This is a genomic window from Streptomyces radicis, from assembly GCF_003626575.1.
Taxonomy (GTDB): Bacteria; Actinomycetota; Actinomycetes; order Streptomycetales; family Streptomycetaceae; genus Streptomyces; species Streptomyces radicis.
Genome location: NZ_RBDY01000002.1, coordinates 412115 through 430566 on the forward strand (window position 1 = coordinate 412115; position 18452 = coordinate 430566).

Annotated in this window: 22 protein-coding genes and 1 tRNA gene; 4 read left to right on the plus strand and 19 right to left on the minus strand. The window is 71.0% G+C overall.

Annotation, left to right across the window (positions count from 1 at the left end):
* The first annotated feature begins 91 nt into the window (after nucleotides 1–91).
* From gyrB to D7318_RS04840, 4 genes are all read left to right on the plus strand, one after another.
* The gene (gene gyrB / locus D7318_RS04825; protein WP_120695566.1) at nucleotides 92–2149 is read left to right on the plus strand and encodes a DNA topoisomerase (ATP-hydrolyzing) subunit B; all 2058 of its coding nucleotides are present in this window, start codon (nucleotides 92–94) and stop codon (nucleotides 2147–2149) included.
* Nucleotides 2150–2207: 58 nt separating this feature from the next.
* Nucleotides 2208–4778 carry a DNA gyrase subunit A gene (gene gyrA / locus D7318_RS04830; protein WP_183091507.1) on the plus strand — a complete coding sequence of 857 codons (2571 nt, stop codon included), beginning with the start codon at nucleotides 2208–2210 and terminating at the stop codon, nucleotides 4776–4778.
* 3 nt (nucleotides 4779–4781) lie between these two features.
* A complete protein-coding gene (locus tag D7318_RS04835; RefSeq protein ID WP_408055443.1) occupies nucleotides 4782–5507 on the plus strand; it encodes a DUF3566 domain-containing protein in 726 nt (241 codons plus the stop codon).
* Nucleotides 5508–5569: 62 nt separating this feature from the next.
* Nucleotides 5570–5646: transfer RNA gene (locus D7318_RS04840), tRNA-Ile, on the plus strand.
* A gap of 55 nt (nucleotides 5647–5701) precedes the next feature.
* Here the strand turns inward: D7318_RS04840 and D7318_RS04845 are convergent.
* The 19 genes from D7318_RS04845 to D7318_RS32640 form a co-directional block, all read right to left on the minus strand.
* Complete coding sequence (locus D7318_RS04845; RefSeq protein ID WP_120695568.1) at nucleotides 5702–6862, minus strand: tyrosine-type recombinase/integrase; 1161 nt, start codon at nucleotides 6860–6862, stop codon at nucleotides 5702–5704.
* Nucleotides 6863–7075, minus strand: a complete 213-nt coding sequence (locus tag D7318_RS04850; protein WP_120695569.1) for a helix-turn-helix domain-containing protein — start codon at nucleotides 7073–7075, stop codon at nucleotides 6863–6865.
* A gap of 211 nt (nucleotides 7076–7286) precedes the next feature.
* Complete coding sequence (locus D7318_RS04855; RefSeq protein WP_120695570.1) at nucleotides 7287–8585, minus strand: DUF3631 domain-containing protein; 1299 nt, start codon at nucleotides 8583–8585, stop codon at nucleotides 7287–7289.
* The gene (locus D7318_RS04860; RefSeq protein ID WP_120695571.1) at nucleotides 8582–9493 is read right to left on the minus strand and encodes a bifunctional DNA primase/polymerase; all 912 of its coding nucleotides are present in this window, start codon (nucleotides 9491–9493) and stop codon (nucleotides 8582–8584) included. The genes D7318_RS04855 and D7318_RS04860 overlap by 4 nt, the downstream gene beginning before the upstream one ends.
* An 89-nt stretch (nucleotides 9494–9582) precedes the next feature.
* Nucleotides 9583–9972 carry a hypothetical protein gene (locus D7318_RS04865; protein WP_120695572.1) on the minus strand — a complete coding sequence of 130 codons (390 nt, stop codon included), beginning with the start codon at nucleotides 9970–9972 and terminating at the stop codon, nucleotides 9583–9585.
* A 16-nt stretch (nucleotides 9973–9988) separates the two neighbouring features.
* Nucleotides 9989–10453 (minus strand): hypothetical protein, encoded by a 465-nt coding sequence (locus tag D7318_RS04870; protein WP_120695573.1) that lies wholly within the window; start codon nucleotides 10451–10453, stop codon nucleotides 9989–9991.
* A complete protein-coding gene (locus D7318_RS04875; RefSeq protein WP_120695574.1) occupies nucleotides 10450–10923 on the minus strand; it encodes a hypothetical protein in 474 nt (157 codons plus the stop codon). The genes D7318_RS04870 and D7318_RS04875 overlap by 4 nt, the downstream gene beginning before the upstream one ends.
* 204 nt (nucleotides 10924–11127) lie before the next feature.
* Nucleotides 11128–13119, minus strand: a complete 1992-nt coding sequence (locus D7318_RS04880; RefSeq protein WP_120695575.1) for an FtsK/SpoIIIE domain-containing protein — start codon at nucleotides 13117–13119, stop codon at nucleotides 11128–11130.
* A gap of 13 nt (nucleotides 13120–13132) precedes the next feature.
* Nucleotides 13133–13762 carry a plasmid transfer protein TraA gene (traA, locus tag D7318_RS04885; protein ID WP_147437619.1) on the minus strand — a complete coding sequence of 210 codons (630 nt, stop codon included), beginning with the start codon at nucleotides 13760–13762 and terminating at the stop codon, nucleotides 13133–13135.
* Nucleotides 13763–13822: 60 nt separating this feature from the next.
* Entirely contained in the window at nucleotides 13823–13960 is a 138-nt protein-coding gene (locus D7318_RS32630; protein WP_183091506.1) for a hypothetical protein, read from the minus strand.
* 55 nt (nucleotides 13961–14015) lie between these two features.
* Nucleotides 14016–14492: a hypothetical protein gene (locus tag D7318_RS04890; protein WP_120695577.1), complete on the minus strand. Its 477-nt coding sequence runs from the start codon at nucleotides 14490–14492 to the stop codon at nucleotides 14016–14018.
* Nucleotides 14482–14874 carry an RRQRL motif-containing zinc-binding protein gene (locus tag D7318_RS04895; protein WP_120695578.1) on the minus strand — a complete coding sequence of 131 codons (393 nt, stop codon included), beginning with the start codon at nucleotides 14872–14874 and terminating at the stop codon, nucleotides 14482–14484. Before D7318_RS04895 ends, D7318_RS04890 begins: the two co-directional genes overlap by 11 nt.
* Nucleotides 14871–15512: an XF1762 family protein gene (locus D7318_RS04900; RefSeq protein ID WP_220729502.1), complete on the minus strand. Its 642-nt coding sequence runs from the start codon at nucleotides 15510–15512 to the stop codon at nucleotides 14871–14873. The genes D7318_RS04895 and D7318_RS04900 overlap by 4 nt, the downstream gene beginning before the upstream one ends.
* A complete protein-coding gene (locus D7318_RS04905) occupies nucleotides 15509–16492 on the minus strand; it encodes a DUF2637 domain-containing protein (RefSeq protein WP_120695728.1) in 984 nt (327 codons plus the stop codon). Before D7318_RS04905 ends, D7318_RS04900 begins: the two co-directional genes overlap by 4 nt.
* The gene (locus D7318_RS32635; protein WP_183091505.1) at nucleotides 16485–17123 is read right to left on the minus strand and encodes a hypothetical protein; all 639 of its coding nucleotides are present in this window, start codon (nucleotides 17121–17123) and stop codon (nucleotides 16485–16487) included. The genes D7318_RS04905 and D7318_RS32635 overlap by 8 nt, the downstream gene beginning before the upstream one ends.
* On the minus strand, nucleotides 17120–17614 hold the full coding sequence (locus tag D7318_RS04915; protein WP_220729504.1) for a Pycsar system effector family protein: 495 nt from the start codon (nucleotides 17612–17614) through the stop codon (nucleotides 17120–17122). Before D7318_RS04915 ends, D7318_RS32635 begins: the two co-directional genes overlap by 4 nt.
* A 2-nt stretch (nucleotides 17615–17616) precedes the next feature.
* On the minus strand, nucleotides 17617–17844 hold the full coding sequence (locus tag D7318_RS04920) for a hypothetical protein (protein ID WP_120695579.1): 228 nt from the start codon (nucleotides 17842–17844) through the stop codon (nucleotides 17617–17619).
* Entirely contained in the window at nucleotides 17841–18128 is a 288-nt protein-coding gene (locus tag D7318_RS04925; protein WP_120695580.1) for a hypothetical protein, read from the minus strand. The genes D7318_RS04920 and D7318_RS04925 overlap by 4 nt, the downstream gene beginning before the upstream one ends.
* 107 nt (nucleotides 18129–18235) lie before the next feature.
* On the minus strand, nucleotides 18236–18385 hold the full coding sequence (locus tag D7318_RS32640; protein WP_183091504.1) for a hypothetical protein: 150 nt from the start codon (nucleotides 18383–18385) through the stop codon (nucleotides 18236–18238).
* Nucleotides 18386–18452 lie beyond the last annotated feature (67 nt).

Consider the following 18452-nt stretch of genomic DNA (forward strand, 5'->3'; position numbering starts at 1 on the left):
CGGTCGGCGCTACCGGTAGACTGGGAGGCAACCGCCCCGTTGCGGACCATGTCGAACGACACAGCCGCTCCCAGCCAGCGGGAGCAGGCTCGTGCTGTGCCAGAAAGGGCGCTTCGTGGCCGATTCCGGCGATGCCAACAACAACATTCCCACCCCCTCCGCGCCCACGGACGGGCTGCCCTCCTACGACGCCAGCGCGATCACGGTGCTCGAGGGTCTTGACGCGGTCCGCAAGCGCCCGGGCATGTACATCGGGTCCACGGGCGAACGTGGCCTGCATCACCTTGTCACCGAAGTCGTCGACAACTCCGTGGACGAGGCGCTCGCCGGGCACGCGGACACGATCAACGTGACGGTGCTGGCCGACGGCGGGGTCCGGGTGATCGACAACGGCCGCGGTATCCCGGTGGACATGGTCGAGTCGGAGGGCAAGCCGGCCGTCGAGGTGGTGCTCACGGTCCTGCACGCGGGCGGTAAGTTCGGCGGCGGCGGGTACTCCGTGTCCGGTGGCCTGCACGGCGTGGGCGTCTCCGTCGTCAACGCCCTCTCCCGCAGGGTCGCCGTCGAGGTGCGCCGCGACGGGTACCGCTGGACGCAGTCCTACACCCTCGGCGTTCCTGACGCGCCCCTGAAGCGCAACGAGCCGACGGAGGAGACCGGCACGTCCGTGACGTTCTGGGCGGACGGCGACATCTTCGAGACGACGGACTACTCGTTCGAGACGCTCTCGCGCCGCTTCCAGGAGATGGCGTTCCTCAACCGAGGCCTGACGATCTCCGTCACCGACGAGCGGGAGGCGGCCAAGCAGACCTCGGGCGCCGACACGGCCGCGGGCGACGGCGATCATCAGCCGCGTTCCGTGACATACCACTACGAGGGCGGCATCTCGGACTTTGTGCGCCACCTGAACTCCCGCAAGGGCGAGCTGGTGCACCCCTCCGTGATCGAGATCGAGGCCGAGGACACCGAGCGCCACATCTCGGTCGAGATCGCGATGCAGTGGAACAACCAGTACAGCGAGGGCGTCTACAGCTTCGCCAACACGATCCACACGCACGAGGGCGGCACCCACGAGGAGGGCTTCCGCGCGGCGATGACCCAGCTGGTCAACAAGTACGCGCGCGAGAAGAAGCTGCTGCGCGAGAAGGACGACAACCTCACGGGCGAGGACATCCGCGAGGGCCTGACGGCGATCATCTCCGTCAAGCTGGGCGAGCCGCAGTTCGAGGGCCAGACCAAGACCAAGCTCGGGAACACCGAGGCCAAGACGTTCGTCCAGCGGATCGTCTACGAGCACCTGTCGGACTGGCTCGACCGCAACCCCGCGGAGGCCGCCGACATCATCCGCAAGGGCATCCAGGCCGCCACCGCGCGCGTCGCCGCCCGCAAGGCCCGCGACCTCACGCGCCGCAAGGGCCTGCTCGAGACGGCGTCGCTGCCGGGCAAGCTCAGCGACTGCCAGTCCAACGACGCGGCGCAGTGCGAGATCTTCATCGTCGAGGGCGACTCGGCCGGCGGCAGCGCCAAGTCGGGCCGCGACCCGCAGTACCAGGCCATCCTGCCCATCCGCGGCAAGATCCTGAACGTCGAGAAGGCCCGCATCGACAAGGTCCTCCAGAACACCGAGGTCCAGGCGCTGATCTCGGCGTTCGGCACGGGCATCCACGAGGACTTCGACATCTCGCGGCTGCGGTACCACAAGATCATCCTCATGGCCGACGCCGACGTCGACGGCCAGCACATCAACACCCTGCTGCTGACCCTGCTCTTCCGCTTCATGCGCCCGCTGGTCGAGGCGGGCCACGTCTACCTCTCCCAGCCCCCGCTCTACAAGATCAAGTGGGGCCGCGACGAGTTCGAGTACGCCTACTCGGACCGCGAGCGCGACAGCCTGATCCGCCTCGGCCGCGAGCGCGGCAAGCGGATCAGGGAGGACTCGATCCAGCGCTTCAAGGGCCTGGGCGAGATGAACGCCGAGGAGCTGCGGGTGACCACGATGGACCGGGCGCACCGCGTGCTGCGCCTGGTGACCCTGGACGACGCGGCCGCGGCCGACGACCTGTTCTCCATCCTGATGGGCGAAGACGTCGAGGCCAGGCGGTCGTTCATCCAGCGCAACGCCAAGGACGTCAGGTTCCTGGACATCTGAAGGCCGACCGGCCCCCCGGTCACCCCCACAGCGGCTCGAAAGGAATCGGACGAACGTCATGGCCGACGACAACCCCAATCTCCCCGGCGGCGAGAACTCCCCGCTGAACTCGTCGGGTGCCCTGCGCATCGAGCCGGTGACGCTCGAGACGGAGATGCAGCGGTCCTACCTGGACTACGCGATGAGCGTCATCGTCTCGCGCGCCCTGCCCGACGTGCGCGACGGGCTCAAGCCCGTGCACCGCCGCGTGCTCTACGCGATGTACGACGGCGGGTACCGGCCCGAGCGCGGGTACTACAAGTGCGCGCGCGTCGTCGGCGACGTCATGGGGACCTACCACCCCCACGGCGACACCTCGATCTACGACGCCCTGGTGCGCCTGGCCCAGCCCTGGGCGATGCGCATGCCGCTCGTGGACTCCAACGGCAACTTCGGCTCGCCCGGCAACGACCCGGCCGCCGCCATGCGGTACACCGAGTGCCGGATGGCGTCGCTCGCGATGGAGATGCTGCGGGACATCGACGAGGAGACCGTCGACTTCCAGGACAACTACGACGGCCGCAACCAGGAGCCGACGGTCCTGCCCGCCCGCTTCCCGAACCTCCTGATCAACGGCTCGGCCGGGATCGCGGTCGGCATGGCCACCAACATCCCGCCGCACAACCTCCGCGAGGTGGCCGCCGGCGCCCGCTGGTACCTGGAGCACCCCGAAGCCACCCCGGACGAGCTGCTCGACGCGTTGATCGAGCGGATCAAGGGCCCCGACTTCCCGACGGGCGCGCTGATCGTGGGCCGCACCGGCATCGAGGAGGCGTACCGCACGGGCCGCGGCTCGATCACGATGCGCGCGGTCGTCGAGGTCGAGGAGATCCAGGGCCGCCAGTGCCTCGTGGTCACCGAGCTGCCCTACCAGGTCAACCCCGACAACCTCGCGCAGAAGATCGCCGAGCTGGTCAAGGACGGCCGGGTCAGCGGCATCGCCGACGTGCGGGACGAGACCTCGTCGCGCACCGGGCAGCGCCTGGTGATCGTCCTCAAGCGCGACGCGGTCGCCAAGGTCGTCCTCAACAACCTGTACAAGCACACCGACCTCCAGACGAACTTCGGCGCCAACATGCTGGCGCTCGTCGACGGGGTGCCGCGCACGCTCTCGCTCGACGCGTTCATCCGCAACTGGGTCGCGCACCAGATCGACGTCATCGTCCGCCGCACCCGCTACCGGCTGCGGAAGGCCGAGGAGCGCGCCCACATCCTGCGCGGCCTGCTCGCCGCGCTCGACGCGATCGACGAGGTCATCGCGCTGATCCGGCGCAGCGCCACGGTCGACGTCGCGCGCGAGGGCCTGATCGCGCTGCTCTCGATCGACGAGATCCAGGCCAACGCGATCCTGGAGATGCAGCTGCGGCGGCTCGCCGCCCTGGAGCGGCAGAAGATCACCGCCGAGCACGACGACCTCCAGGCCAAGATCGAGCAGTACAACGCCATCCTCGCCTCGCCCGAGCGCCAGCGCACCATCATCGGCGACGAGCTGACGGCGATCGTCGACAAGTTCGCCGACGACCGGCGGACGGCGCTGATCCCGTTCGAGGGCGACATGTCCATCGAGGACCTGATCGCCGAGGAGGACATCGTCGTCACGATCAGCCGCGGCGGCTATGTCAAGCGCACCAGGACGGACGACTACCGCGCCCAGAAGCGCGGCGGGAAGGGGGTGCGGGGCACCAAGCTGAAGGAGGACGACATCGTCGACCACTTCTTCGTCTCCACCACCCACCACTGGCTGCTGTTCTTCACCAACAAGGGCCGCGTCTACCGCGCCAAGGCGTACGAGCTGCCGGACGCGGGGCGCGACGCCCGCGGCCAGCACGTGGCGAACCTCCTGGCGTTCCAGCCCGACGAGCGGATCGCGGAGATCCTGGCCATCAGGGACTACGAGGCGGCGCCTTACCTGGTGCTGGCGACCAAGTCGGGCCTGGTGAAGAAGACCGCGCTCAAGGACTACGACTCCCCGCGCTCGGGCGGCGTGATCGCGATCAACCTCCGCCAGACCGAGCAGGGCCAGGACGACGAGCTCATCGGCGCCGAGCTGGTCTCCGCGTCCGACGACCTGCTGTTGATCAGCAAGAAGGCGCAGTCGATCCGTTTCACCGCGACCGACGACGCGCTGCGGCCCATGGGCCGGGCGACGTCGGGGGTCAAGGGGATGAGCTTCCGCGAGGGCGACGAGCTGCTCTCGATGAACGTCGTGCGCGCGGGCACGTATGTGTTTACCGCCACGGACGGCGGGTACGCCAAGCGGACGCCGGTGGACGAATACCGCGTCCAGGGGCGCGGCGGCCTCGGGATCAAGGCCGCGAAGATCGTGGAGGACCGGGGCTCACTGGTGGGCGCGCTGGTTGTCGAGGACACTGATGAGATCCTGGCCATCACGCTCGGCGGCGGGGTGATCCGTACGCGGGTCAACGAGGTCAGGGAGACGGGCCGTGACACCATGGGCGTCCAGTTGATCAACCTCGGTAAGCGGGACGCCGTGGTCGGCATCGCCCGCAACGCCGAGGCGGGCCGCGAGGCCGAGGAAGTCGAGGCCGAGTCCGTGGAAGAGGCGGCGGCCCCGGGCGATGAGGAGTAGGGCGTGAGCGGTTCCAGGGGAGCTCCCGGGGATGTCCCGGGGAACGATGGGCAGCCGCCCGGCCGTTCACCCTCGGGCCCGCCGCAGGGCGCGGCCGCCCCTGGCCAAGGCCCCGGGGGCACCGGCCCCCGGGGTGACACCCCGAATGACCCGACGCGTGGGGGGACCACGATGACCAGTGCCAGACCCGTCGACCCGTACGGGCAGGACGCGCAGCATTACCACCCCCCGCAGGCGTACCCACAGCCGCAGCAGGGCCCGCCGCCGCCCCAGTCGCCCCCGCCGTCGGCCTCGCAGTCCCCTGGGACGCAGGGAAGCGGCGTGCGGGTCGCGCGCACCGGCGCGCGTACCGTTCCGCGCACCCGCAAGGCGCGGCTGCGGGTGGCGAAGGCGGACCCGTGGTCGGTGATGAAGGTCAGCTTTCTGCTCTCCATCGCCCTGGGGATCTGCACGATCATCGCGGTGTCGGTGCTGTGGATGGTGATGGACGCGATGGGCGTCTTCTCGACCATCGGCGAGACCATCACCGAGGCGACCGAGACGGACTCCGAGAGCGGGTTCGACCTCGAGGCGTTCCTGTCGCTGCCGCGGGTGCTGATCTTCACATCGGTGATCGCCGTGATCGACGTGGTGCTGGCCACCGCGCTGGCGACGCTCGGGGCGTTCATGTACAACCTGTCGGCGGGATTCGTCGGCGGCGTCGAGGTGACCCTGGCGGAGGACGAATAGGCGGAGCGGCCATAGCGATTTGGGCGGCGGGGCGCCCATGCGCTAGCCTTTCCGTGCACAGCGGGGCTATAGCTCAGATGGTTAGAGCGCATCCCTGATAAGGATGAGGCCACAGGTTCAAGTCCTGTTAGCCCCACCAGCCAAAACGCCCCCGGTCATCTGCGACCAGGGGCGTTTGACATCCATCTTTGACATCAACCGGTGTGGATTCCGCCCTCCAAGAGCTTCGCGAGCAGCGCGGCGGCGGCCCGCTGGTCGTCATCCACCACGTGTGTGTAGATGTCCATCGTCATGCTGATCTGACTGTGCCGAAGGATCGCCTGCGCCGCCTTGGGGTGCACCTTGAGGAAGGCGAGCAGGGTCCCGCAGGTGTGCCGGGCCAGCCGGACCGTGATCCGGCGGATCGGCTTCGCGTTCGACACCAGCGTCTCGAACGTCCGGGAGAAGCCGCGCGGCTCGATCGGCCCGCCGTGCCGCTCGGTGAAGACTAGATCCTCCCCCGGCTCCTGGTGCCAGCGCGGTCCGGCCTTCGCCCTCTCCTCGTTCTGGACGCGCTTCCGCTCACGAAGGGCGTCGGCGCAGAAGGCGGGCAGGGGCAACGCGGCCTGGGAGGAGTCCGTCTTAAGCTTCTTAAGAATCAGCTCCCCCTTCTCCCGTTGCACCTGCCTGACCGGGGTGAACTGCTCGTTCTCGAAGTCGATGTCCTGCCAGCGCAGGCCCAGTAGCTCCCCGCGCCGCAGGCCCAGCGTCAGCAGCAGAACGAGGGCGGCGTAGAGCCGGTGCTGTCGCACCGCGCTGAGGAAAGTGATCGCTTCCTTCGCCGACCAGGGCTTCCTCTCCTGCTTGTCCACCCTGGGCATGTCCACCAGCTCGGCGACGTTCCGCGTCAGCAGCTCCTCGCGGCGGGCTCGGTTGAGCGCGTTCCGCAGGACGCGCAGGGTCTCGGCCCGGGTCGGCGGGGGGACCTCCTCCCTCTTCATCGTGGCGAGGGCGGTGCGGACCTGGGTCGGTGTGAGGCGGACCATCGACTTCTTCCCCAGGTGAGGGATCAGGTAGAGCCGCACCTTCCCCTCGTACTTGGCGTAGGTGTTGTGTTCGGTGCTCGGCTTGACGATCTCGTCGAGCCAGTAGGTCAGCCACTCGCCGACCTTCCACGCCTTGGAGGGGACGGGGACGCCGTTCCGCTCCTGCTCCTGGAGCTTGGCCAGCTTCTCCGCCACCTCGTCATAGGTGTCGCCGTACCGGTACCTGCGGACGCGGCACCCATCGGTGTCGGTCACGTACGCGGCACCCTGGTAACGGCCGTCGGTGCGTTGGGTGATGGTGCCCTGGCCGTTGGGGCGACGCTTGGCCATTCAGTCGTTCTCCTCGATCTGCCTGCGGATGAAGGCGCGCACCGAGTCGGCGGTGATGCGGCGGGCGCGGCCGATGGTGAAGCTGGTCAACTGCTTGGTGCGGATGAGGTCGTAGACCTTGCCCCGCTTGATGCGGAGCGCGGCCATGGCCTCGGGAACGGTCAGAACCTCGATCGGGCCGGGCGCGGCGGTGGTGGTTCTGGGGGCGGGCATGCGGAAGTCCCTTCGGGCATGCGGTGCCGGGGTCCTGTCAGGTCCGCTACTTCCGCTACATCCGCTACAGCCCAGGTCACGGGTCTGCCGGGTGTAGCGGATTGCTCGCGTGTAGCGGATTGGTTCCGCTACACGCGCCGTTGACCGGTGTAGCGGCTGTGGCGCGTGTAGCGGGTGTGTAGCGGCTGGCGGTGTGCTTTTCCGCTACGGCCTATGCGCTGGTCAGGAGCGGTTCAGTGGCCGATGTAGCGGATGTAGCGGAATTCTCGGGGGGTGGGGGGCAGTACCGGTTCCACGCGTCGTCGAGGTCGGCGGCGCAGTAGCCCTTGATGACCCCGGAGCCCGTGCGGATGTTCCGCGCCGCGATGGGCTTGTTGTCCGCAGTGACGTACTCGCGCAGCAGGCGGGAGAGTCGGCGGGCATTGAGTGGTTGCCCGTCGAGGTCTCCCCAGGGAGAGTCGTCCATGGCGTTGAGACGTTCGAGAATGACGGCGGTGGGCATACGGTCGGCGCCGCAGAACACCGTGTCACGCAGGTCGGTCAGCAGCCGAACGCCAAGGGATGCGCGGTCGTCGTCGGCCGCGGCATTCACCAGGTGGACGCAGGCGGTTCGAGCCCGTTCCGGCCAGTCACCACCGGCCGCGTCGGCGACGGCGAGCAGCGGCTCCCAGATGTCGGCCGGGCGGTCGGTGATGCCCTCGGGCATGGTTGGCCAGACGCCTTCCACTTGCGCACGGACGCTGTCCGCCCACTCGGCGAGCCGGTCGCGCAGCGCGTGCCCCTCGGGCTCGTGGACGCGGTACCGGTAGGGCTCGACCTTCTCGTTGCGAGCCCGGCGGCGCATCCGGATGATGACCGACCGCGCCCTGATGGTGTCGGGCAGTCCCCCGAGTCCGGCGACGGCCACCGCGCAGTAGGTGGCGAACTCCACCACTGTCTGTGCCCCACCGTCCCCGACACAGCGGGGGATCGTGGCGCCCCTGCGATGCCCTGCGTTGATCAGGCCCCGCAGGTCCTCGTGATCCTTTGCCTTGGGGCCGAACACCGTGTCGATCTCGTCGAAGAGAACGACCGGCCGCCCTTCCTGGTCGGCGACGGTGCGGAACAACGCGGCCGGGCTCGCGCTGATGGCGTGCATGGGGCGCCGCACCAGCGTGCTGACCACCTCCAACGCACGCGTCTTTCCGCTCCCGGGCTCAGGGGAGAGGAACGCCAGGCGCGGCGTGCTGTCGAAGGCATCGAGCAGGTGGGTGTGTGCCTCCCACAGCACCACCGCGACGTAGGCGGCTTCGGAGGGGAAGGCGTTGAAGCGGCGGTGGAAGTGCTCGACTTCGTTGAGCAGGGTGGCGCCGTTCTCGGCCTGCGGGTCAGGGCGAACAGCAGAGGGGACGCCCTGTCGGGCGGCGCCCTTCGGGTCGCCCTCGGCCGCCAGGGGCTGGGGTGCGTCGGCGGTGTTCGGGTCGGTGGGGGTGGTGTTGCTCTTCAGGCGGGGTGGGGGTGGGGAGGTCATGCGGTCACTCCCCTGCGCGGGTTGTTGGCGATGGACCAGTTCAGGGCGGATCGGATGGTGCTGCGGCACTGGCTCGGTGGCAGTCCGGCCGTCTCCCCCGCCTCCTGAAGAGCCTGTTCGACCACGTGGCGGGGGAGGTCGCCCCAGGCGATGAAGCGCCCCAGGGCGCGGGCGCCGCGCAGCAGGGCTTCGTCGCGCCCGCCCTCGGTCGTCGCGGCGACGGTGGCGGTCTCGTTGTCGAGCGCGGCCTGGGCGTACCGTCCGGCGCGGCTGGCGCCGGTCGCCGTGGGGATGGTGGTTCGGCGGGGCGGGGGCGGGGGTGTGAGCGTCTGCCTGAGCCAGTCGGGCAGCGGTGCGACGGGCGCGGGGTCGATGACCTCGTACACCTGGCCGTCCACGGTGCTGCCGGGGGCGACGACGTAGCCGCCCCAGGCCCGGGTGTCGATCTTCCTGGCCAGCTTGCCTTTGCTGCTGGGCAGTCGCGCGCCGTCCGGGGTGGCGAAGTACAGGTGCTCCCCGCCGCTGGGGGTCCGGATGCGGCGGGTGGTGGGGGCGGGCTGTCCGGCGCGCTCGCAGAGCGCCGTGAAGGCGGTCACGCCGTCAGGCGTTCCTTCTTCGTCCGTGGGCTTGAGCGTGTCGAGGTCGACCACGAGGAGTCCGGCCGGGCCGGTCGCGAGGCCGACGTTGTAGGGGCGGTGCTGCCAGCATGCCCGGATCAGGCTGGGGTCGGTGGTGGCGCGCTGCTCGGGCTTGAGGTGGCCGTTGGAGCAACGGCCGGTGCCGGGGCAGTCGTCCGCGCCGTGCCCGGCCGGGCGCTTCCCGCCAGGGCGCAGGGGGAAGACGGGCCACTGGTGTTCGGTGGCGTGAAGTGCGGCGTTCAGCAGCGCCGTTCGCACGTCAGGTGCCATGCTTGGGGGTGTCCTTCTCTCGCAAGGGGATGGGCAAGGGCCCCGGGGCGGCGGGATCTCTGGCCGGAGTGCCGTCGCCCCGGGGTGTGTCAGTCGGTGAACTTCCCGAACCACTCGGGGTCGATCACGGGGAAGTCGACCCATACGTGCGTGTAGTACTTGGCGGCGTACTCGATCAGCGCGTCGCAGAGGTAGTACTCGCGTTCGGCGGCCAGCATTCGGTCCGGCTCCTGCGCAACCCCGGCGAACGTGAGATCGCCGAACCAAGTTGCCGCAGTGGGCTGGTCGGAGCAGAGCTCGCGGAGTCGGGCGTCTGCCCAGGCGACGTCTCGCGCGAAGTGTTCAGGCGGGATGTCCGTGTCGGTGCCGTACATGACTCGCTGGAGCCGGGCCGGGGTCTGTTCGGCCAGGTGTTCGCGGGTGTCCAGAGGGACCGTGGTCCAGGGCGGCAGGTTGGGCCTGGGGGTGTGGTTCGTCATCGGGTCTCTTTTCTCTTCAGAGGTTGGTGTGGGTGGCGGACCGGCCCCAGAGCCGGTTGTGGTTGGTGATGTGGACGTGGGTGTCGCTCGTGGGGGCTTGGCGGCTGGGCATCTTGGCGGCGGCGAGGATGAGGCCGATGGCGAGGAGTCCGGCGGTGCCGAACGCGGCGAGGGCGTTGACGAGCTGGGCGAGTCCGGCGCCCGCGAGTCCGGCTCCGGCGCCTGCGGCGACGAGGACTTGGGCGCGGGGGTCGATGACCGGGCGGGGGGTGAGGTCGCGGGGCTCGGTGGGCTGGGGCATGGCGGGGGCGAGGTCGCGGGTGATGGGGACCATGCCGGTGCCGTAGGCGTCGGGGACCCACACGACGCGGCGCTCGGTGGCCAGTTCGATGGCGCCTGGGTTGACCGGGAGGTCGTGCGGCGGCGCTTGGTCGTGGCGGTCTGGCTCGTGCTGGGGGTGGAAGGGTGTGGGGTGGTTCACCGGTGTGTGCTCCTTGCGGTGATGCCGGGGCGGATGGCCCAGGGGGGTGGGGTGGTGATGCGGTAGGTGTGGGGGCGCCACCAGGTCTCGCGCAGCCGTCCGGTGTCGAGGAGTGCGATGAGGTGGTGGGCGAGCCAGTGGGTGGTCTGGCCTGTGCGGCGGGCGATGTCGAGCAGGTCGCGGTGGTTCACGGTGCGGTGTCCGGCGGCGGTCCGGTGTGCGAGGTGCTGCTCGATGGCCTGTGCTGTCTGCTCGGGCGAGCAGTGGCGCGGCAGCCGGTCGGCGACGTCGGCGCGGATGAGTCCGATGAGCCGGTCGGTGTGGCCGTGGGTGAGGTTGATCGTGGCCGTGTGCTCCCACCGGGAGGGTTCCCGGATGTCGAGCCGGGCGGCGGCCTTGTCGGGGTGGGGGGTGGGGGTGGTCCAGGCATGCAGGGCGGCGGCCAGGACGCGCGCCGCGCGGGGTTTCACGGGGGTTCCGTTCCTCTCCGGCCGGGCGGTGTCAGAACGGGGTGTCAGAACGTGCGCGGCTTCGTGCGCGCACACGCGTTGCTATAGGTGGATGGGGGTGTCAGAACTTCTGACACCCGTTCTGACACCGCTGACGCCCCGTTCTGACACCTTCCGGCACCCCAGGTGGGTGTCAGAAGGTGTCAGTGCAGGTCAGTGGGGGTGTCAGGCGTTGGCGGGCTCGGGGTGGAGCAGGCGGTAGGTGCCTTCGTCGCCGGTCTCGGCGAGGTGGAGTCCGGCGTCGGCCAGCTCGCCGAGCTGTTCGCTGAGCCAGGCCCTGCTCCGGTTGAGGCGGCCGTCCTTGCCCCAGAACGGGGAGAAGTCCCGCGGGCCGATCAGCTCGCGGTTCTCCTCGCGGAACTCCTCGAGGATCGCCAGCAGTTCGGCCTCGGCTTCGCCGGGGGTCAGGCGCCGCTGGGGGGTGCGTCCGGTGGGCGGCTGCCCGAGCGACCAGACCCGGTCGGTGGGGACGGCGGGGATCTCCTTGTCGGGGTCGACGTCGGGGTCCGGGGTGCCGTCGTGGGTGATGCCGGCGGCCTCCATGATGGTCCGCTCGACGTGTCGGTCCAGGGCGGCTTCGCGCTCCTCCTCTTCGTCGTCGCGGGTGCGCACGGTGTGCCCCTCCTGCCGGATGGTGGTGGTGTCGGCGGTGTGGCGGGGGCGGTTGGCGTATGCCTCACCGGCCGCGCGGGCGGTGACCTGGTCGGCGACCGGGCGTGGGGCGATGGCGAGCGTTCCGGCGATCTGCTCGTCGGTGATGTTGTAGGTGCGCAGGGGCATGACGTAGCGCTCCTCCGGCACGCCCGGGGCCACGAGGTAGGCGTAGCCCGGGCGCCGGTTCTCCCAGGCTTCCGGGCGGGCTCCGGCGTCGCGGACGTCCTCGGGCAGCGCCATGTCCGCCGTGGTCGAGCCCTTGACGCCGAAGCAGAGGATTCCGCCCAGCTGCTCGCGGACGTCGGTCGGCATCGAGGTGCTGGAGGGGCGCTGCTGGCTCAGCTCGACGGTGATCCCAGCGGAGCGGGCCTCTTGGACGATGCCCTCCATCTCGACGTCGCCTGCGCGGAAGAGCTTCGCGGACTCCTCGAACCAGGCGACCATGTAGGGCATGCCGAGCTTCTCGTAGACCTCGGGGGTCCAGTTCTTGAAGCCGTGGCGGCCCATCAGGTCGGCCCGCGCGGTGATCACCTGCGGGAGCGCGGCGGCCATGGCCTCGGCCCCGGCCATCGTGGTCTCGCACCAGTCCATGTACGGCATGAACGGACCGAAGGTCTGCTGCCCCTTGCTCGGGTCGGCGCCCCAGACGATGACATCCCGCCTGGTCAGCACCTCGGTCACCACGACCGACCACCCGGCCGACTTCCCCGAGCCGTTCATGCCGAACACGCCGAAGTGCGTGGCGTTGCGGCCGGTGGCCGGGTCGGCGGGCAGCCACAGTTCGGCGATCTGGCCGTCCTCGTAGGGGCCGATCGGGATCGCGTCCGTGATCGAGCCACCGAGGTTGGAGGGGCCCGGCCACGGGGTGGACTCCTTGAGCATGTCGGTCGGCACGATCACCAGCTCGGGCCGGTCGGCCCGCTCCGGGTCGGGCAGGATACGGATGCTGGTGGGCGAGATGCCCAGCTCCACGGCCATGGCCTCGATCCGGTTGCCCAACTCGCCCGGGGTGATGCCGTCCAACTGGAGCGGCGCGGTGACCTTGTTGGGCTCCACCTCGGGCTTCTTGCGGAGCTTGGCGCGGGCCTGGCCGATCGACTTGACCAGCACGCCGGTCTCGCTGGGGCCACCGGACGCGGCGTCGCGGACCTTCAGGGCGGTGACCACGTTCCACGTCCCGGCGAGCGCGGCGCCGCCGATACCGAGCGTGGAGATCAAGGCGGGGTCGAACGGGTCGGTGACGGTGGCCACCAGCAGGTAGCCGGTACCGGCGCCAGTGGAGAGCGTCGCAAGGGCCCGGCGGACCGCCGCGGTGCCCTTGCTGGCCACCCAGGTGGCCACCGTCAAGCCGCCCGCCGCCAGCGTCATCGCCGCCGCGGCGGCCGGGGAGTCGCCCCACACGATGTGCGTGGCGACGCTGGCGGGGACCTCGGCGGCCAGCGCCGCCCAAGGCCGGGTGTGCGGGGTGAGAAACAGTTTCGCGATCTTGGGAGTGTCGGTCACCGAGGTGCTCCTGTCAGTTGAAAGTGAACGGGGCGCGCGGGGCCTGCGTGGGGCGGGCCTTGCCGACCTTCCGAAGGTCGGACTCGAACTCGCGCTCGAAGCTCGCGTAGAGCGCGGCGGCCTGCTTCGCGATGACCTTCTCGGCCGACGCGATGGCCTTCAGGTGCTTGGCCACCCGACGCGCACGCATCCGTGCCCCCGACAGCGAGCCGTCCGACGCGGGGATGTGGCGCAGCACCTGCACCAGGTGCTCGTAGTCCATCGACCGCTCCACGGCCCTGTTCCGGCCCTGCTTGCGCAGGTGCTCGGAGAACGCGCGGATGTCCTCGTTCGTCATGAACTCCGCCCCCGGCGTGCCGGTCGTCTCACCCGAGGACTTCTGGCCGATCGCCGTACCGGCCGGACGCCCGGAGTTCTTGTTGATGTTGATCGTCAGGCTGCGGTTCTTCTGCCGCGTGCGGTGGGTGGACCGCGACCGCTGCTGCACGAACGGCTGCAAGGCCACCCGCCTGCGCTCCGCCCGCAGCGCGGCAGCCGCGCCCCGGTCCACCGGGACCGACCGCTTCGCGGACGGCTCGATCCTCGGCGGGGACGACGGAGGCGGCGGGACGACGACCGGCCGGGTGCGAGGTGGGGTACTCACTGATCTCCTCCTGTGAGGGCGGCCCGACCGCCAAGCAAGCGGCCGGGCCCTGGGGGTGTGTCAGAACAGGTCGGGGCCGCAGCCCATCTCGATGTCGCGCTCGATGTCGTCGTACTCGCGCTGGTCACAGTCGGGGCAGCCGCAGTAGGTCCACGACCCGTCGATGAACTCCGCGTAGCACTCGAAGTCGTCATCCATCCGGCTTCTCCTCCTCGAAGTCACGGTCGGACAAGCTGGTCTGCTCGGGGTCGGGTCATTCGGGGGCGGCGGTGATGCCGCCGCTGACGATGGCGTTGATGACGTGCTCGGGGGTGCCGTCGCGGCGCAGCTGGGCGCGGAGGACCGCGGCTTTGCGGCGTTGTGCCTGCCGGGCCTGGATGCGGTCGGCGGCCTGTTGGCGGCGGCGTTGTTCGACCGGGCGCGCGGCCCAGGCGTGGTGGCAGGCGTTGTGTGCGGGCCAGTTGCCGGGTGCCCGTTCGGTGGTGGGCTGGCCGCAGTGCTGGCACGGGCGCGGGGCGCGTGCGGGGCATTGTGGCTGGTGGGCCTGCCATTCGGCGACGAGTTCGGCCACGGCGTGGTGGCCTGTGGTGGCGCGGTGGGCCCCGCAGCGGCACCAGTAGGCGCCCTGCGGGGTCTCCAACGGCCTCGGTGAATAGGGGTTGTTGGGGTTGGCCGGGGCCCTTACCCGCAGGCCCGGGAAGTTGGGGCCCGGCCAGAGGTCACCGGCCACCGCCGTGTCCGTGCTCGTGGCGGTGGTGGCAGGTGAGGCAGCAGCCCAGGGAGCGGGGGATGCAGTACGCCTGCTCCCGCCCGCAGTCGGGGCAGGTGCGGCGGGCCCTCAGGGCGGCCTCGATCGCGCGCCACCGTGCGGCCGTCATCGGCCTGACGGGGAGCGCGGACGCGGTGCGGTAGAGGTAGCCGACCAGCGGGGCCCGGCCCCGGCGACGCAGGCGCATGACCTGCGCGACCGGCTCCTGACCGCCAGGGCGCAATCCCAGGGCGCGTAACTGCCGTCGCGTGGCGAGCCCTTCGGGCGCCCAGCGCCACGGGTAGGTGGGAATGCCGTGCACGGCGCCGGTCGGGTCGTAGACCTCGGCGTAGGCGGTGGTCACGGGGCCACCTCCCTGGCCGCCTCAGCAGTGCGGCCGCGGTAGGCGCGTTGCTGGCAGGCGCGGGTGCAGTAGCGGGGCGGGCGGCCACGGCCGCGTGGCAGGGGGATGGGGCGCCCGCACGCGCACCGAATTTCGTCACGGATTTCGTCACGGAGTACGGAGATCGGTGGCAGCGGTGGGGCGTCCTTGGTGGTCTGCTCCCACAGCGTTCGCGCCACCCTGTCTGTGCCGCGTCCGGCCCGCGGCCGGGACGGGGTGTCCCAGCCGGTTCGCGGGCGCAGTTCGGCGACCTGGCGCCACTGCACCGCCCGCAGGGACGCGCCGGACTCCCCGTCCTGCGTGTAAGTGATGATCCTGGTGAATCCCCACTCGCGCGCCGTGCGCCAGGCCGCGCCGTACAGCGCGCTACAGGCGTTCGGGGTGCCGTCGGTGGCGACGCGGGTGACCTCCACAGTCCAGCCGTTGTCCAGGGCACGGGCGACGGGCCGTCCGGTGATCGCCACACCGCGCAAGTGCCCGTCCATGTCGAGCACCCCGAGACTGAATCGGTGCCCCTGCGGGCGCTTGTGGTGCCGGTGCCAGCGGTCCACCACCTCGGCAGCGTCCGCGAGCGTCAACGGCACGATCGTCAGGCTCACACCCTCACCTCCTGCTGGCGGTGTTCGGCGTAGCGGGCGGTGACCCATCCGACGGACCAGCCGCACAGCTCGGCGGCCTGCCGGATGGTCAGGTCGGCCTCGTACGCGGCGGCCACGGTCTCGCGCGCGGTGGGCTCGGGCTGCTTCTCGGTGGCGGGTTCGGCGGTCAGCAGTGCCGCGCGCCGCCGCGCGGCCTGGTCCCGCGCGGCTCGGGCGGCGGCTTCCTTCCGGGCCCGCTCCCGGGCCTGTTCGGCCTCGCGTTCCCGCGCGGCCTGGGCGCGGGCCTGCTCGGCTTGTTCACGGGCGCGGTGCTCGCGTTCACGCTCGCGGTCGGCGTGTTCAAGGCGCAGGCGTTCTTGTTCACGGGCGGTCTCCCGCTGTTCACGGGCCAGCGCGGCGGCGTGCTCACGCTCCTCCCGGGCGAGGCGTGCCTCGTGCTCGCGGCGCTCGCGTTCGCGGCGCTCCTCGCGGTCCGCGAGGGCTTCGCGGTCGGCGCGCTCACGCTGTTCACGCTCCCGCGCGGCCTGTTCACGGGCCGCACGGGCGGCCTGCTCGCGGGCTTCGCGTGCGGTGAGGGCGTCGGCCAGGGCGCGGCGGTAGGCCAGGCTGGCCTCGGAGCTGACGATCAGCAGGAGCGGCGCGACCGCGTGGACCGCCACGCCCACCATGTCGCCCGTCAGGGCTGATCCAGCGGTGTTCAGGCCGAGGGTCATCAGGCCGGTCATCCACCGCAGAAGCACAGGCCAGCCGCCTGCACGGCCGCCGACGCGGGCCAGGGCGGCGTCCAGGCGGACCACGATGACGACCGCGGCGTCCACCACGACCGGCAGGATCGGCGCGGTCCACTCCCACCCGGCCGGGGTCACCCCGCGCACCAGCGGCGTGACGGTCAGGACGGAGAAGACCACCGCCCCGGCCACGATCAGCCACGTCCCCGCCGACAGCGTCCGGTCGACCTGCCGCAACGTCCGCTCATCCATCCCGGCCACCCCCCTGCGGGGCGCCGTGAACACCCGAACCCCGGCCGTGAACATCCGGAGCGTCGCCGTGAACACGGTCGGGGGAGGCGTGAACGGCGGTCCGGGGCGGGGTGTCCCCCTCGCGCCAGGCGAACGGGGGCAGCGAAGAGGCGGCCTTGAACACGCGGATCGCCGCGCCAGGGACGCTTCCGGAGACGACCTGTGCCCGTTCCAGTGAGGCGAGCAGGCGGGTGGCGTGGTGTTCGCAGCCGGTGACCCGGGTGCCGCTGGGGTCCAGCACGGTGACGGCTTCGTGGGGACCGACGCACGGCGAGGCGTCCTCGGGGTGCGCCGACGCACACCGCCCGCTCCCGCCGCGCATCGAGCCCTCGGGGCTCTCGTAGGGGGTGTAGGTGACGGGGAAGTGCTCGATCACGTCCCGCACCCCGGTGGCCAGCCGCTCCAGCGGCAGGGTCTCCCCGCCCTGGGCGGCCCCAGAGAGGTAGCCGGACAGCCACGCGGCCCGCGACCGCAGCAGCCCTTCGACCGCCCGGCCGTCGTCACCGGGGTCCGCGGACAGCGGCACGTCAAGCGCCTCGATGAGCGCCGTCAGCAGCGCGCGGACGTCCGCGGGCAAAGGCGCCAGACTCACAGCGCACCTCCGACCGCGGTCAGGGCCGCGATGGCCAGCAGCGCGCCACCAGCACGGATGCAGTCGATCGCCCGCTGAAGCGCCCGGTACTTCGCCACCGCCATGCGGGCCAGCGCCGGAACGGCCGCCGCGCGGTGGTCGACCACGACTTCGGCGCGGAACGCCTCCGCGTCAAGGGTGGCCCAGTGCGTGAGGGTGCCGGGGGCGGCGGGCAGCAGGCGGGGGCGGATGACCGCCAGCAGCAGCCCGGCCGCCGCGACGAGCAGCGCCGTGCCCAGCCCCGCGGCGATCCCGCCCACGAGCGGCAGGGTGACCGCGCTCCCCGCGCTGCCCAGCACCGCCAGACTCGCCCCGATCACCGCCAGCAGAATGCTGGCCTTGGTGTCCGTCCGGGCGATCTGCCCCTGAACCTCACCGAACGCCTCACCCAACGCCGCATCCACGTCACGGGTGATCTGCCGGGCCCGGGGCCCGGGACTCGTCGTCGCCATGGTCACCAGTCCCCGACCGTGCAGACCGGGCCGCACCGGCCGGTGGCGTGCGGGCCGCCGGGCGCGAAGTGCGCCTCGTGGGAGCGCCGCCGCATCTCCTCGTCACGGGCGGCCTTGCTGCGCCACTCCTGGCGGACCGGCTCCGCGCCCGCCTTCAGCTCCTCGCACCGCGGGCAGCCGTCGACCTTCTTGCCGAAGTTCGGCCCGTGGGTGTGCTCTCCGAAGCTCACCGCACACCCCCCGCGCCGACGCGGCGGGCGGCGGCCAGGTGGCGGGTGGTGGCGAGGTGGTGGGCGTACTCCTCGATGGCCAGCACGGCCAGCACGGTGACCGAAGCGGTCAGGTCGGGGTCGTAGGCGAGGATGTCGGCGCCCGCGTCCAGGCGGGCCGCCCGCTCCTCCCCGCTCTCGCCGGACTCACCGAGCCACAACTCGGGCGGTGTGCCCAACCCGAGCGCCAAGTCGACGAAGTCGGTGTCGTCCAGCACCTCATGGGCGCCGATGAACGATCGCATGATCAAGTCCTGTTCTCTCTCGCAAGGGGATGAGGGAAGGACCCTGAGCTGCGGGATCTCTTGGCCGGAGTGCCGCAGCTCAGGGCGGGGGCAGCCGTCAGGGCCGCTCAGCGGTGGTAGAGGTGGCGCGCCGCAGCGGTGCGCAGCGCGGCAATCACGCTCGCGGTCACTGGCCGTTCCCGTTGCAGGTCGGGCAGGTCTTGTAACCGCCGTTCGTCCGGTCCGTGCAGGTCCCCCAGCCGTTGCAGGTGCCGCACGTACGGCACTCCCACGGTCGGGACGCCGCGAAGTCGATACGATCCACGGGATCACTCCTATGCAGGT

Bases quoted from the DNA above. Each gene is read 5' to 3' on its own strand.
- gyrA (WP_183091507.1), top strand. From the start codon at position 2,208: ATGGCCGACGACAACCCCAATCTCCCCGGCGGCGAGAACTCCCCGCTG.
- D7318_RS04845 (WP_120695568.1), bottom strand. From the start codon at position 6,862: ATGGCCAAGCGTCGCCCCAACGGCCAGGGCACCATCACCCAACGCACC.
- D7318_RS04850 (WP_120695569.1), bottom strand. From the start codon at position 7,075: ATGCCCGCCCCCAGAACCACCACCGCCGCGCCCGGCCCGATCGAGGTT.
- D7318_RS04855 (WP_120695570.1), bottom strand. From the start codon at position 8,585: ATGACCTCCCCACCCCCACCCCGCCTGAAGAGCAACACCACCCCCACC.
- D7318_RS04860 (WP_120695571.1), bottom strand. From the start codon at position 9,493: ATGGCACCTGACGTGCGAACGGCGCTGCTGAACGCCGCACTTCACGCC.
- D7318_RS04865 (WP_120695572.1), bottom strand. From the start codon at position 9,972: ATGACGAACCACACCCCCAGGCCCAACCTGCCGCCCTGGACCACGGTC.
- D7318_RS32630 (WP_183091506.1), bottom strand. From the start codon at position 13,960: ATGGATGACGACTTCGAGTGCTACGCGGAGTTCATCGACGGGTCGTGG.
- D7318_RS04905 (WP_120695728.1), bottom strand. From the start codon at position 16,492: ATGGATGAGCGGACGTTGCGGCAGGTCGACCGGACGCTGTCGGCGGGG.
- D7318_RS04915 (WP_220729504.1), bottom strand. From the start codon at position 17,614: ATGGCGACGACGAGTCCCGGGCCCCGGGCCCGGCAGATCACCCGTGAC.
- D7318_RS04925 (WP_120695580.1), bottom strand. From the start codon at position 18,128: ATGCGATCGTTCATCGGCGCCCATGAGGTGCTGGACGACACCGACTTC.